Below are 13,937 nucleotides of genomic sequence, written 5' to 3'. Positions count from 1 at the left end.
CCTCTCGGCTACGTTGAGCGCGGTCCATGTCCCCCGAACGTGGAGGATCGGATGCTGGTCCTGGCCCCCGATCCCCGCCTCGGTATCGCTCCGGAGCGGGTGGCGCGGGCGCGCGCCCTGCTCGAGGAGGCGGAGCGGGCCGCCCCGGTGCCCGGTGTCGCCGTGGCGCTGCCGGGCGGACCCGACGGCCCCCTCGACGCCCTCGTGGTGCGTCCCGACGGCGTCCTCGGCCTCGCCCCGCTGCCCGCGGCCGAGCGCGAGGTCGCGCGCGAGTCGGTCATCGCGGGCGGGGGCCGGGGGCCCGACACCCCGCCGAGCGGCCTCGCCCGCACCGGGGGGCCGACGGCCGCGCAGGTCGCCGACGAGCTCGACCGCCTGCTCGGACTGCCCGACCCGCCCTGCGGCGCGCCCCGGCGCATCCTCCCGACCGTCGGCGAGGAGGAGGAGAGCGGCGTCGCCGCCAGCCGCGCCGCGCTGACCGCGCCCGTCGGCTCCTTCCGCGTCCTCGACGTCGACGACCTGCGCCGCCTGCTCGTCGCCTTCCGGCTCGGCGACCACGTGCCCGAGGACGACCGCCTCGCCGAGGCCGGCTTCCTCGCCCCCGAGACGCCCGTCCTGCACGCCGGCGCCGCGCCCGAGACGACGCCGGTGCCGGCCCAGGTGGCGCCCGGGACGGACGCCGCGAGCTCCTCGCCCCCCGACGCACGCCCCTCGCTCCCGCGGACCGGGCGGCTGCCGGTCGACGAGCCGTCACCGGCCATCTCGGCCACCTCGGCGTCCGCCCCCAGCTCCTCCGGGCCGCCCGTCCCGGGCGGGATCGGGAGCCTCGCGCGCGCCGGCCGGGCGGCCCGCTCCGCCCGCGCCCGCTCGGCGCGCCGCCTGCCCGACTGGGTCTGGGGCTGGCGGGGGCTGACCGTCGCGGCCGTCGCCGCCTTCCTCGTCGCCCTCGCCCTCGCGGTCCTCGTCGGGCGGGCGGCGACCGGCGACGACCCGTCCGCCGACCTCGCCGCGACGCGCGTGGTCGACGGCGTCACCTTCACCCGCCAGGTGGCGACCACCGACGTCTCCTGCGAGGGCCACGCCTACGGCCAGGCGGCCAACTTCCTGCGCGAGCGGGGGTGCCTGCACCTCGACCGGTCCCTGTGGTCGGGGTTCGCGGAGGGGCAGCAGGTGGTCGTGGCCGTCGCGACCGTGCAGATGCCCGACACGACCACCGCGACGGCGTTCCGCTCGCTGGTCGACAGCAACGGCACCGGCAACATCTCCGACCTCATCCGCGAGCAGCGCGGCTACCCGGGCGCCCCGCCCGCGCTGTCGGGGCAGGGCTACGCGTCGGCGCAGCTCGGCGACCGCGTCGTGGTGTCCGAGGCCGACGGCATCGACCCGGGCTTCACCGACGGCGAGGCCCTCGACCGCATCTCCCGCGCGGGGCTGGCGCTGCGCTGATCAGGTCGCCGAGCCGTCGCCGGGGAAGGCCGGCACGAGCGGGGTCCGGCCGGCGAGGCCGCGCCAGGTGACAGAGGTCGTGGCCGCCTGCGTCAGCGCGTCCAGCGCGAGGCGGCGCAGCTCGCCGCCGCTGTCGGGCTCCGTGCGCTCCGCGACCGCCCGCCAGGCCGCGGCCACGTCGTCCTCGGCGACGGCGGCGAGCGCGGCGGCCGAGGCGGCGTCGGTGACCGGCGACGGCGGGCGGTAGGCCGCGGCGGCCGGGGGCGCGGTGACGCCGGTGCGCGCGAGGAGGGCCACGACGGCGTCGCGGCGCTCCCGGTGGGCGAGCGAGGCGGCCGTGACCGCCGACGCCGTGCTCGCCGGCAGGAACGCCGACACGAGCCCGTAGACCCACACCGCGGCGTGCTCGGTGCCCAGGGCGACGAGGACGGCGCCCTGGAGGTCGTCGTCGAGCGGGGGCGGGGCGGGCGGGGAGGGTGTCACGCGAGCACCACCGCGAGGCCGGCGCAGCTCGCCGCGATCGACGTGAGCAGGCCGCAGCGGTACGACGCCGTGGTCAGCGCGACCGCCCCGGCGCCGTCCCGGGCGGTGCCGAGCGAGCCGCGCAGCGCGGCCAGCGCGGCGGCCGCGCTCGCCGGCGCGGGGGCCGCCGGGGGCGGGGCGTCGACGGCGGGCGCGCGGTCGGGCCGGGCGCGGCGGATCTCGGCGGCGAGGGCGTCGGCGTGCGCGCGGCGGGCGTCGGCGAGCGGGGGCAGGCGGTCGGCGAGCTCCGGGAAGGCGGCGCCCGCGGCGCCCGCGGCGGCGGCGTCGGCGCGAGCGGCGGCGAGCGGCCCCTCGAGCTCGTCGGGGCCCTCGGGGGCGGCGCAGCCCGCGGCGGACAGGCCCGCGACGCCGGTCAGCGCGACCAGCAGCCCCGCGCCCTGCAGCACCGTGCGCCGCGACGGGCCGGGGCGGGCTTCCTCGTCGACGGCGACCACGGGCGGCCAGTCTGCCAGCCGCCGGCCGGTCGGCCGGGACGACACCGCGAGGGTCACCCGCAAGCCCGGCGGCGCGGCGGGGCCCCGGTCGGCCGAGCGCTAGGCTGGACCATCGCGCGCCGGCATCCCGGCCGCTCGCCCGTCCCGTCCGCCGCGCCCGGTGTCGCCGTCAGAGCACGTCCTGCGGCGACCGTGCCGCCCGTGGCGGACCCGCTCGTGAGGAGCCCCCGTTGTCCCGTGGGACGTCCCCCGCACCCGCCGGTGGGGGCGGCGGCACCGCCGCCGCCGAGCGCCTGCGCCCGGCCGTCGTCGAGGTCGTCGAGGCCGCCGGCTTCGTGCTCGACGACCTCGAGGTGCGCCCGGCCGGCCGGCGCCAGGTCGTGCGCGTGGTGGTGGACACCGCCGACGTCCCGGGCCCGCACGACCCGCCCGCGCCCGGCCCGGGTCTCGACGAGGTGGCCGGCGTGAGCCGCGAGCTCTCGCAGCTCCTCGACACGATGGACCAGGGCGGCGGCGAGGGCACCCCCGAGGGCGAGTACACGCTCGAGGTGACGACGCCGGGCACCGACCGTCCGCTCACCCGCCCGCACCACTGGCGGCGGGCGTGGTTGCGCAAGGTCGCGATCACGCGGACCGACGGCGGCACGCTCAGCGCGCGGGTCGGCCCGGTCGGCGCGTCGGGGGAGGGGGCCGACGGCGGGTCGGACGGCGCGACGGTGACCCTGGCGGAGGGCACCCCGAAGGGGCCGGTGCTGCACCGGCTGCCGCTGGCGGAGGTGCGCCGGGCCGTGGTCGAGGTCGAGTTCAAGCCGGCGCCGCCCGCCGAGGTCGAGGCCCTCGTGGTCGCGGCCGGCGGGGACCCGGACGCCCGGCGGGCCCAGGACGTGCAGGACGGACAGGAGGAACGGTCGTGAAGGTCGACATCGCCGCGCTGCGCGCCATCGAGCGGGACAAGGAGATCCCGTTCGAGACCGTGCTCTCCGCGATCGAGACCGCGCTGCTCACCGCCTACAAGCAGAACGGCGGCGAGAACCCGCGCGCCCGCGTGGAGGTCGACCGCAAGAGCGGCGCCGTCGCCGTCCTCGTCCCGGAGACCGACCAGGACGGCGAGGTCGTCGGGGAATACGACGACACCCCCGAGGGTTTCGGTCGTATCGCCGCGTCGACGGCGCGCCAGATCGTGGTGCAGCGCCTCCGCGACGCGGAGCACGAGCGGACGTACGGCGAGTTCTCCGCCAAGGAGGGCGAGGTCGTCGCCGGCGTCGTCCAGCGGGACGCGCGGGCCAACGCCCGCGGCGTGGTCGTCGTGGAGATCGGCTCGATCGAGGGCGTGCTGCCGGCCGCCGAGCAGGTGCCGGGCGAACGCTACGAGCACGGGGCCCGCATCCGCTGCTACGTCGTCGGGGTCAACCGCGGCGCGCGGGGCGTGCAGGTCACGCTGTCGCGGACCCACCCGAACCTGGTGCGCAAGCTGTTCGCGTTCGAGGTCCCGGAGATCGCCGCGGGCCACGTCGAGATCGTCGCGGTGGCCCGGGAGGCCGGTCACCGGACCAAGATCGCGGTGCGGTCGAAGGTCCAGGGCCTCGGGGCCAAGGGCGCCTGCATCGGCCCCATGGGGGCGCGGGTGCGCGGGGTCATGAGCGAGCTCAACGGTGAGAAGATCGACATCATCGACTGGGCCGAGGACCCCGCCGAGTTCGTGGGCAACGCGCTCTCGCCCTCGAAGGTGGTCTCGGTGACCGTCGTCGACGCGAAGACCCGCACGGCCCGCGTCGTGGTGCCGGACTTCCAGCTCTCGCTGGCCATCGGCAAGGAGGGGCAGAACGCCCGCCTGGCCGCGCGGCTCACGGGCTGGCGCATCGACATCCGCTCGGACGCCGAGGCGATCCCGGAGGAGGCCGACGGGACCGACGGCACCGACGATCCCGGCGGCGTCGGGGTCCGCGGAGGCAGCGGGGTCGAGCAGCCGTCGAGCGGCGCGGTAGAGTGACCGGTGGCCCGAACCCGCGAGCCCGGTCGTGGGGTGGCACCGGAACGTGACCGTCGAGACGACGGTCGGGGCCCGGTGCGCACCTGCATCGGCTGCCGTTCGCGGGCCTCGGCGTCGGAACTCCTGCGGGTGGTGGCCGCGGACGGGATCGCCGATCCCGACCCGCGACATCGGAAGCCCGGTCGCGGTGCGTGGGTGCACCCCGATCCGGACTGCCTGACCCGCGCGGAGCGCCGGTCGGCGTTCCCCCGCGCACTGCGCGTCCCGGGGCCGCTCGACACCGGAGCCCTGCGCGCGCTGCTCGATCCGGACTCCGCCGTCACACCCGCCGGGCACGACAGGCGCGACGACCGTCGCGTGCGTACGAGGAAGCAGGTCGACCCCCATGAGCCAGCCGTGAAGCCCTCCCGATGAAGGCGCAGGCGTAGGAGACGAGGTCGCGGGCCCCCCGCTGACCTCGAGGATGAGGAGATCAGTGGCAGGTAAGGCCCGGGTGCACGAGCTCGCGAAGGAGCTCGGCGTCACCAGCAAGCAGGTACTCACGCAGTTGGAGTCCCTCGGCGAGTTCGTCAAGTCGGCGTCCTCGACGGTGGAGGCCCCCGTCGCGCGCAAGCTGCGCGACTCCATGTCCGGCGGCGGCAACGGCTCCGGTCGTCAGCCGCGCCCCGGCGCCACCCCCGGCCCGCGGCCCGGTGGCGCACCCAAGCCCGGCCCGTCGGGCTCGTCCGGTGGCGCCCCGCGCCCCGGCGCGACCCCCGGCCCGCGTCCCGGCCCCGCGCCCAGCGGCGGCGGTGCCGGCGGGAACGGCGGCGGCAACGGCTCGGCCGGCTCGTCCGGCTCGTCCGGTGGCGCCCCGCGTCCCGGCCCGCGCCCCGGCGCCCGCCCCGGCGACCGCCAGGGTCAGTCCGCGCCGGCGGCGGCGTCCGCCGCGTCGGCGCCCGCGGCCCCGGCCGAGCGCACCGAGCGTCCCGAGCGGTCCGACCGTCCCGGCGGTCAGGCCCCGCAGGGCCCGCGTCCGGGCGGCGACCGTCCGCGTCCCGGTGGCGACCGTCCCCGTCCCGGCGGCATCCCGCGGCCCGGTGGCGAGCGCTCCTCGGAGCGCGGCGGCGACCAGCGCCAGGGCAACCGTGACGGGCAGGCGCCGCGTCCCGGCCCGCAGCAGCGTCCGGCGGCCGCGCAGGACGGCCAGGCCGCGGCGGCCGCCCAGGGCGGCTCCCCGGGCGGCTCCCAGGGCAGCGACGCGTCGACCGTCGCGCCGCGCCCGTCGGCCCCGAAGCCGGGGCCGAAGACGCCGCGCGTCGGCAACAACCCGTTCGGCGTCGGTTCCGGCGCCCCGCCCCGCCCGCAGCGCCCCCAGCAGGGCCAGCCCGGGCAGGGTGGCCCCCGTCCGCCGCGTGACGGCGAGTCCGGCGGGGCCCCGGCGCCGCGCCCGCCGCGCGACGGCGAGCGTCCGGCCGCGGCCGACCGTCCGCCGCGTCCCGGCGGCACGGGCGGCGCGACGCCGGGCAACATGCCCCCGCGCCCGAACCCCGGCATGATGCCGTCCCGCCCGTCCGGCCCGCCCGGACGCGGTGGTCCCGGCGGCCCCGGCGGCGGTCGTGGCGGCCCCGGCGGCGGCCGTGGTGGCCCCGGTGGCGGTCGTCCCGGTGGCGGCGGCTTCCGTCCCGGTGGCGGCGGCGGTGCCGGCGCGCCCGCGGGCGGCGGCGGGTTCCGCGGTGGCGGCGGTGGCCGTCCCGGCGGTCCCGGTGGCCGTGGTCGTGGCGGCGGTGCCGCGGGTGCCTTCGGGCGTCCCGGTGGTCCCGCGCGTCGTGGTCGCAAGTCGAAGCGGCAGAAGCGCCAGGAGTTCGACAACATGCAGGCGCCGTCGGTCGGCGGCGTCCGCCTGCCCAAGGGCAAGGGCGAGACCGTCCGGCTGCCCCGCGGCGCCTCGCTGACCGACTTCGCGGAGAAGATCGACGCGAACCCGGCCTCGCTGGTCCAGGTGCTGTTCCACCTCGGTGAGATGGTCACCGCGACCCAGTCGGTGTCGGACGACGTGCTCGAGCTGCTCGGCGGCGAGATGAACTACGACGTCCAGGTCGTGTCCCCCGAGGAGGAGGACCGCGAGCTGCTCGAGTCGTTCTCGATCAGCTACGGCTCCGACGAGGGCGGCGAGGAGGACCTCGAGGCCCGCCCGCCGGTCGTCACGGTCATGGGTCACGTCGACCACGGCAAGACGCGCCTCCTCGACACCATCCGCAAGACGCGGGTGGCCGAGGGCGAGGCGGGTGGCATCACCCAGCACATCGGCGCGTACCAGGTCGACACCGAGCTCGAGGGCGTCGAGCGGAAGATCACCTTCATCGACACCCCGGGTCACGAGGCGTTCACCGCCATGCGTGCCCGTGGGGCGAAGTCCACGGACATCGCGGTGATCGTGGTCGCGGCCGACGACGGCGTGATGCCCCAGACGATCGAGGCGATCAACCACGCGCAGGCGGCCGACGTGCCGATCGTCGTGGCGGTCAACAAGATCGACAAGGAGGGCGCCAACCCTCAGAAGATCCGCCAGCAGCTCACCGAGTACGGGCTGGTGGCCGAGGAGTACGGCGGCGACACGATGTTCGTCGACATCTCGGCCCGCCAGAACATCAACATCGAGGGGCTGCTCGAGGCCGTCCTGCTCACCGCGGACGCCTCCCTGGACCTCCGGGCCAACCCGGACATGGAGGCCCAGGGCGTCGCGATCGAGGCGCACCTCGACCGCGGCCGCGGTCCGGTGGCGACGGTGCTGGTCCAGCGCGGCACGCTGCGCGTCGGCGACTCCGTCGTCGCGGGCGACGCGTCGGGCCGCGTCCGGCGGATGCTCGACGAGTTCGGCGAGGACGTGAAGGAGGCGCTGCCCTCCCGACCGGTGCAGGTCATCGGCTTCACGTCGGTGCCGGGCGCCGGCGACACGTTCCTCGTCGTCGACGAGGACCGCGTGGCCCGTCAGATCGCCGACCGGCGCCGTGCCCGCGAGCGCAACGCGCAGCTCGCGAGCCGTCGCAAGCGCGTCAGCCTCGAGGACCTCGACGCCGCGCTGAAGGAGACCAACGAGCTCAACCTGATCATCAAGGGTGACAACTCGGGAACCGTCGAGGCTCTCGAGGACGCGCTCATGAAGATCGACGTGGGCGAGGAGGTCCAGCTGCGGGTGCTGCACCGCGGTGTCGGTGCGATCACCGAGGGCGACATCAACCTCGCGATCGCCTCCGACGTCATCGTCCTGGGCTTCAACGTCCGGGCCGAGGGCAAGGCCACGGAACTGGCCACCCGCGAGGGCATCGACATCCGCTACTACTCGGTGATCTACCAGGCGATCGACGAGATCGAGCAGGCCCTCAAGGGCATGCTCAAGCCGATCTACGAGGAGGTCGAGCTCGGCACCGCGGAGGTGCGCGAGGTCTTCCGCTCCTCGCGCGTCGGCACGATCGCCGGCTGCCTGGTCACCGAGGGGATCATCCGGCGCAACGGCAAGGCGCGCCTGGTCCGCGACGGTGCGGTCGTCGCCGAGAACCTCACGGTGAGCTCGCTGAAGAGGTTCAAGGACGACGCGACCGAGGTCCGCGACGGCTACGAGTGCGGTCTGACGCTCGGGTCGTTCAACGACATCAAGGTCGACGACAAGATCATGACCTACGAGATGCGGGAGAAGCCCCGCGAGTGAGTCGGCGTCGCCGCAGGCGACCGTCGAGCACGAGCGCCCCCGGGACGGCTGGTCCGGCCGTCCCGGGGGTCACTCCACCCCGGACCGGCTGATGTGAGCATGTACGTCGGTGCGCTCGAGCTGGACCTCCTGCTCGGCGACGTCGCTTCGGTCAAGCAGAAGCGCTCGGTGGTCCGTCCCGTCGTGGCGGAGCTGCGGCGCAAGTACGCCGTCTCGGTCGCCGAGGCCGGCCATCTCGACCTGCACCGCCGCGCCCTGATCGGGGTCGCGGCGGTCGCGGCCGACCCCGAGCACGTCACCGACGTGCTCGACCACTGCGAGCGGCTGGTGGCCTCCCACCCGGAGTTCCAGCTGCTCTCCGCGCGGACCCGCTGGCTGGGTCCGCACGACGACTAGCCCCCATCGACACAGGAGGGACCGCCATGGCCGACGCGCCACGGGCCCGCAGGCTCGCCAAGCGGATCTCCCAGATCGTCGCCTCGACGCTGGAGCACGAGGTCAAGGACCCGCGCCTGGCGATGGTGACGATCACCGACACCCGCGTGACCGCCGACCTCCGCGAGGCCACGGTCTTCTACACCGTCTACGGCGACGACGCGGAGCGCGCCGGGTCGGCGGCCGCGCTGGCCAGCGCCCGCGGCGTGCTGCGCACCGCCGTCGGCCGGCAGACCGGGGTGCGGTTCACGCCGACCCTCGAGTTCGTCCCGGACGCGGTGCCCGAGGGCGCCGCGCGGCTCGACGAGCTGCTCGAGGGCGTCCGGCGCGCCGACGCCGAGGTCGCGACGCTGGCCGTCGGCGCCTCCTACGCCGGCGAGGCGGACCCGTACCGCAAGCCGCGCGAGGAGGACGAGGACGTCCCGGTCGGCGACGGTCTCGAGGAGTCCACCGAGGACCTCGACGAGGATCTCCCGGCCGAGCCCGGTCACGGGGCGCGGTCGACGGGCTGACGACGACTCCGTAGCGTGATGCCGTCGTCCCCGGTGCGGGGGCACCGGCGGCACACGAGGAGGCGCACCGGCCATGGTCGCGGCGGAGGAGAGCTGGGGGGTGAGCCGGCCGGTCGCCCTCGACGAGGCGGTGGGGCTGCTCACCGGAGCGCACCAGGTGGTGCTGCTCGCCCACGTGAACCCCGACGCGGACGCACTGGGCAGCGCGCTGGCCCTCGGGCTCGCGCTGCACCGCCACGGCGCGCAGGTGCAGGTGTCGTTCGGGGCGCCGGAGGAGCCGGCGGAGTCGCTGCGCGACCTCGACGTCGCGGGCCTCGTGGTGCCGCACCACGGGGTCGCGCACGTCCCCGAGCTGCTCGTCGTGCTCGACACCGGCAGCGTCGACCGCCTCGGTCCGCTCGCCGACCGCGCCGAGACGGCCGGGACGACGCTGGTCATCGACCACCACGCCTCGAACTCGGGCTTCGGCACGCACTACTACGTCGACCCGCGGGCCGAGGCGACCGCGGTCATGGTGCTGCACCTGCTCGACGCCATGGGCGCGCCGGTCGACCTGCCGACCGCGCGCTGCCTCTACGCCGGCCTGGTCACCGACACCCGCAACTTCCGGGCCGCCTCGCCCGACACCCACGCCATGGCCGCCCGGCTGCTCGTCGCCGGGGTCGACGCCGAGGCGGTGACCCGGCCCCTGCTGGACACGCACCCGTTCTCCTGGCTCTCGATGCTCTCGACGGTGCTGGCGACCGCCCGCCTCGAGGTCGGCGAGGCCCGCGGGCTCGGGCTCGTGCACGCGCGCATCGGCTCCGCGCACGTCTCGGGCGGGCGGCAGGAGGAGATCGAGAGCGTCATCGACGTCCTGCGCACCACCGCCGAGGCCGAGGTGGCCGTGGTGCTCAAGCAGGTCGGCGAGCACCGGTGGACCGCCTCGATGCGCTCGAAGGGCCGCCTCGACGTCGCCGCGGCCGCGTCGGCACTGGGCGGGGGCGGGCACCGCGTCGCCTCCGGGTTCACGCTCGACGGCGAGTGCACCGACATCCTCGACCGCGTCCGGCACGCGCTGGCGGACGCGCCGCTCCTGGGATGACGAGCGCACCGGACACGACGGTCGACCCCGGGGCCCGGCGGGTCCTCGCGCTGGCGTCGTCGGCGCTGGTGGTCCTGGTCGCCGAGCCGCTCTACCTGCTCGTCGACACCGCGGTCGTCGGGCACCTCGGCGCGGTGCCGCTGGCGGGGCTCGCGGTGGGCGGGGTGGTGCTGGCGCAGGTCGCGAGCCTGGGCACGTTCCTCGCCTACGGCACGACCGCCCGCGCCGCCCGCCACCACGGCGCCGGCGACCGCCCCGCCGCGGTGCGCGAGGGCGTCGCCGCGACCTGGATCGCGCTGGGCGTGGGGCTCGCGGTCGTGGCGGTCGTGTGGCTCGCGGCCCCGTGGCTGGCGGACCTCCTCGGCGGCGGGGGCGCCGTGGCCGACGCCGCCACCGGCTGGCTGCGGATCGCGGTGTGGGGCGCGCCGGGCATCCTCGTCGCGCTCGCCGGGCACGGGTGGATGCGCGGGGTGCAGGACACCCGCCGCCCGATCGTCGTGGTGCTCGCCGGCAACGGGCTCTCGGCGATCCTGTGCCCGCTGCTCGTCCACGGGCCCGGCCCGTTCCCGGCGCTCGGGCTGGAGGGCTCGGCGTGGGCGAACGTGGGCGCGCAGGCGACGGTCGGGCTGCTGTTCGTCGGCGCACTGGTGCGGGAGCGCGTGTCGCTGCGCCCGGTGCCCGCGGACATGCGCGCGCAGTTCGGGCTGGGCCGCGACCTGCTGCTGCGCAGCGCCGCCTTCCAGGCCTGCTTCCTCTCGGCGACGGCGGTGGCCGCCCGGTTCGGCGCGCCGTCGGTGGCCGCGCACCAGATCGTGCTGCAGCTCTGGATGTTCATGGTGACGGTGCTCGACGCGCTGGCGATCGCCGCGCAGTCGCTGGTCGGGGCGGCGCTGGGCGCGGCGTCGGTGGCGACGGCACGGCGGGTCAGCGGGCGGGTCACGCGCTACGGGCTGGTGCTGGGGCTGGTCGCCGGCATCGTGTTCGCGGTGACGGCCGGGGTGCTGCCGGGGGTGTTCACGCCCGACCCGGCGGTGCGCGACGTGGTGCCCGAGGCGTGGTGGTTCTTCGTGGCGCTCCAGCCGGTGGCGGCCTACGTGTTCGCGCTGGACGGGGTGCTGCTGGGCGCGGGCGACGCGGCGTACCTGCGCCGCATCACCGTGGGCTCGGCGCTGGGCGCGTTCCTGCCGACGATCTGGCTCTCGCTGGTCCTCGGCTGGGGGCTCGTGGGGATCTGGGCGGGGCTGACGCTGTTCATCCTCGCCCGCGCCGTGGCCGTCGGCCTGCGCGTGCGCGGCGACGCCTGGGCGGTCACGGGGACCTGAGTGCGCCGACCACGGTGATCAGCAGGCCGATACGCACCTCGGCGGGACCGTCGAGGTGCTCGGCGTCCTGCTGATCTCCCCGAGCGCCGGCGCCCTCAGCTCGCGGCGACGGGCCGGCGCAGGTCGGCGGCGGGGAACGGGGGCAGGTCGTCGGCGCGCAGCGACGCCCGCCCGGCCACCCGCCAGGCCCGCGCCACGAGGTCCGCGTCCTCCTCGGTGACGAGGTTGCCCATCACGCGCAGGGCGACGGTCATCAGCGCCCGCGAGCGCATCCCCACCGGCCCGGCGAGCGGCAGCAGGCGGGGCGTCGTCAGCAGCGTCGCGAGCCGGCGGGCGATCGAGAACGCCGAGCCGTAGTGGCGGCGCAGGGTCGCGGGCCAGGCGAGGGAGAGATCGTCGTCGGCGCCCAGCAGCCCGGCGACGGTGCGCCCGCTCTCCAGGCCGTAGTCGATGCCCTCGCCGTTGAGCGGGTTCACCAGGCCGGCGGCGTCCCCGACCAGCGCCCAGTTGCGCCCCGCGACGCCCGACACGGCGCCGCCCATCGGCAGCAGGGCCGAGGCGACGTCGCGCACCTCGCCGTCGAGCTGCCAGTCCTCGCGGCGCTGGCAGGCGTAGTGGGCGATCAGCGAGCGCAGCCGCACGTTCGCGGGCCGCGCCTCGGTCGCGAGGGTCCCGACGCCGATGTTGACGTGCCCGTCGTGCAGCGGGAACACCCAGCCGTAGCCCGAGAGCACCTCGTCCTCGGTGCCCCGAAGCTCCAGGTGCGAGGAGATCCACGCGTCGTCGTGGCGCCCGGAGCGGACGTAGCCGCGGGCGGCGACGCCGTAGGCGGTGTCGCGGTGCCACTCCCGCCCGAGCACGCGCCCGAGCGTCGAGCGGGCCCCGTCGGCGACGACGAGGCGCCGGCAGCCGACGGTGGTGGACTCCCCGTCGGCGGTGGTGAACACCACGCCCGTGACCCGGTCGCCGTCCCGCTCGACGTCCACGGCGCGGGCGCCCTCCACCGGCACCGCGCCCTTCGTCAGGGCGACGGTGCGGATGCGGGCGTCGAGCTCCGTGCGCGCGACGGCCCCGCCGTGCGCGGGGAGTGAGCCGCCGGGCCAGGGCAGCTCCAGCAGCTGGCCGAAGCCGGCGGCGCGCAGGCCCCGGTTCGTGCCCCGCCCGCGCACCCACTCGCCGAGGCCGAGGTGCTCGAGCTCCTCGATCGCCCGGGGCGTGAGGCCGTCGCCGCAGGCCTTGTCGCGGGGGAAGACGGCGGCGTCGGCGAGGACGACGTCGTGGCCGGCGTCGGCGGCCCACGCCGCGGCGGCCGACCCGGCGGGGCCGGCGCCCACGACGAGGACGTCGGTGCGCGTCGGGATGGTCACCTCTCCAGCATGCCTGCTGGTCGGTGATCGGGCCGGGCCGGGAGACCGGGGAGACTCGACCCCGTGCGCGCGGTGCTCGTCGAGGAGTTCGGGGTCGCCCCGACGGTGGTGCAGCGGCCCGACCCGGTCCCGGCGCCCGACGGGGTGGTCGTGGCCGTCGAGGCGACCGGGCTCTGCGCGAGCGACCGCTTCGCCTGGCGCGGGCACGACGCCGGGGTGGTGGTGCCGTTCGTCCCGGGTCACGAGCTCGTCGGCCGGGTCGTGGCCGTCGGCGCGGACGTGGCGCGGGCCCGCGTCGGCGACCGGGTGCTCACCCCGTTCGTCCAGGGCTGCGGGCGTTGCGCGACCTGTGCGGCGGGCCAGGCGCAGGTCTGCCCGCACCAGGAGCAGCCCGGCTTCACCCACGACGGGTCGTTCGCCGAGCTCGTCGCTCTGCGGTTCGCCGACGCCAACCTCGTCGCGGTCCCCGACGACCTCGACGCCGGGGGAGCGGCCCTGCTCGGGTGCCGGGTCGCCACCGCCTTCCGCGCCGTCGCCGACCGGGGCGGGGTGCGGGCCGGCGACCGACTCCTCGTGCTCGGCGCGGGCGGGGTGGGGCTCGCCGCGGTCCTGGTGGCCCGCGCGCTCGGGGCCGAGGCCGTCGTCGTCGACCCGGCACCGGCGGCCCGGCAGCGGGCCCTCGACCTCGGCGCGACGGACGCCCTCGACCCGGCCGTCGGGCCCGACGGGGTGCGCGCGGCCGTCGGGGGCGACGGCCCGCGGGTCGCGGTCGAGGCGGCCGGCCGGGCGGACTCGCTCGCGCTGGGGATCCGCGCGCTGCGGCTCCAGGGAACCCTCGTGCAGGTCGGGCTGCTGGCCGCCGAGCCGACCGTGCCGGTGCCCGACGTGATCGCCCGCGAGCTCGCCCTGCTCGGCAGCCACGGGATGGCCGCCGCCGACTACCCGCGCCTGACCGAGCTCGTCGCGAGCGGGCGGCTCGACCCGGCGCTGCTCGTCACGCGCCGCGTCGGGCTCGACGCCGCCCCGGCCGCGCTCGCCGCGCCACCGGTGCCCGGCGAGGTGGTCGTCGTCGAGCCGAGCCGCTGACCCCGGGCCCGCCGGGTCCGGCATGATGGA

Annotated in this window: 13 protein-coding genes; 10 read left to right on the top strand and 3 right to left on the bottom strand. The window is 77.1% G+C overall.

Annotation, left to right across the window (positions count from 1 at the left end):
- The first annotated feature begins 51 nt into the window (after window positions 1–51).
- On the top strand, window positions 52–1,446 hold the full coding sequence (locus tag PH190_RS04380; protein ID WP_274230273.1) for a hypothetical protein: 1,395 nt from the start codon (window positions 52–54) through the stop codon (window positions 1,444–1,446).
- On the opposite strand, the gene PH190_RS04375 is transcribed toward PH190_RS04380, so the two are convergent.
- Both PH190_RS04375 and PH190_RS04370 read right to left on the bottom strand, forming a co-directional pair.
- Window positions 1,447–1,929 carry a DUF4439 domain-containing protein gene (locus tag PH190_RS04375; protein WP_274230272.1) on the bottom strand — a complete coding sequence of 161 codons (483 nt, stop codon included), beginning with the start codon at window positions 1,927–1,929 and terminating at the stop codon, window positions 1,447–1,449. It lies immediately after the preceding gene.
- Entirely contained in the window at window positions 1,926–2,423 is a 498-nt protein-coding gene (locus PH190_RS04370; protein ID WP_274230271.1) for a hypothetical protein, read from the bottom strand. The genes PH190_RS04375 and PH190_RS04370 overlap by 4 nt, the downstream gene beginning before the upstream one ends.
- 230 nt (window positions 2,424–2,653) lie before the next feature.
- Between PH190_RS04370 and rimP the strand changes: the two genes are divergently transcribed.
- The 8 genes from rimP (at window position 2,654) to PH190_RS04330 (ending at window position 11,454) form a co-directional block, all read left to right on the top strand.
- Window positions 2,654–3,337: a ribosome maturation factor RimP gene (rimP, locus tag PH190_RS04365; RefSeq protein WP_274230270.1), complete on the top strand. Its 684-nt coding sequence runs from the start codon at window positions 2,654–2,656 to the stop codon at window positions 3,335–3,337.
- Window positions 3,334–4,413, top strand: a complete 1,080-nt coding sequence (nusA, locus tag PH190_RS04360) for a transcription termination factor NusA (RefSeq protein WP_274230269.1) — start codon at window positions 3,334–3,336, stop codon at window positions 4,411–4,413. The genes rimP and nusA overlap by 4 nt, the downstream gene beginning before the upstream one ends.
- 3 nt (window positions 4,414–4,416) lie before the next feature.
- Window positions 4,417–4,827, top strand: a complete 411-nt coding sequence (locus PH190_RS04355; RefSeq protein ID WP_337993793.1) for a YlxR family protein — start codon at window positions 4,417–4,419, stop codon at window positions 4,825–4,827.
- A 61-nt stretch (window positions 4,828–4,888) separates the two neighbouring features.
- Window positions 4,889–8,101, top strand: coding sequence for a translation initiation factor IF-2 (gene infB / locus PH190_RS04350; protein ID WP_274230267.1), 3,213 nt, complete (start codon window positions 4,889–4,891; stop codon window positions 8,099–8,101).
- Between the two features lie 99 nt (window positions 8,102–8,200).
- Window positions 8,201–8,497, top strand: a complete 297-nt coding sequence (locus tag PH190_RS04345; RefSeq protein ID WP_274230266.1) for a DUF503 domain-containing protein — start codon at window positions 8,201–8,203, stop codon at window positions 8,495–8,497.
- A gap of 26 nt (window positions 8,498–8,523) precedes the next feature.
- Window positions 8,524–9,048, top strand: coding sequence for a 30S ribosome-binding factor RbfA (gene rbfA / locus PH190_RS04340; protein WP_274230265.1), 525 nt, complete (start codon window positions 8,524–8,526; stop codon window positions 9,046–9,048).
- A 73-nt stretch (window positions 9,049–9,121) separates the two neighbouring features.
- Window positions 9,122–10,132, top strand: coding sequence for a DHH family phosphoesterase (locus PH190_RS04335; RefSeq protein ID WP_420791572.1), 1,011 nt, complete (start codon window positions 9,122–9,124; stop codon window positions 10,130–10,132).
- Window positions 10,129–11,454, top strand: coding sequence for an MATE family efflux transporter (locus PH190_RS04330; protein ID WP_274230263.1), 1,326 nt, complete (start codon window positions 10,129–10,131; stop codon window positions 11,452–11,454). The genes PH190_RS04335 and PH190_RS04330 overlap by 4 nt, the downstream gene beginning before the upstream one ends.
- 95 nt (window positions 11,455–11,549) lie before the next feature.
- Here PH190_RS04330 and PH190_RS04325 read toward each other — a convergent pair whose 3' ends face one another.
- A complete protein-coding gene (locus PH190_RS04325; RefSeq protein ID WP_274230262.1) occupies window positions 11,550–12,821 on the bottom strand; it encodes a geranylgeranyl reductase family protein in 1,272 nt (423 codons plus the stop codon).
- 63 nt (window positions 12,822–12,884) lie between these two features.
- On the opposite strand from PH190_RS04325, the gene PH190_RS04320 reads away from it, so the two are divergent.
- Entirely contained in the window at window positions 12,885–13,907 is a 1,023-nt protein-coding gene (locus PH190_RS04320; RefSeq protein WP_274230261.1) for an alcohol dehydrogenase catalytic domain-containing protein, read from the top strand.
- Window positions 13,908–13,937 lie beyond the last annotated feature (30 nt).

Origin of the sequence: Actinomycetospora straminea (assembly GCF_028737255.1) — a bacterium.
In the GTDB taxonomy this organism is placed as follows: Bacteria; Actinomycetota; Actinomycetes; order Mycobacteriales; family Pseudonocardiaceae; genus Actinomycetospora; species Actinomycetospora straminea.
Note: the sequence above shows the minus strand (reverse complement) of the source record. Positions and strands in the feature narration are given on the sequence as shown.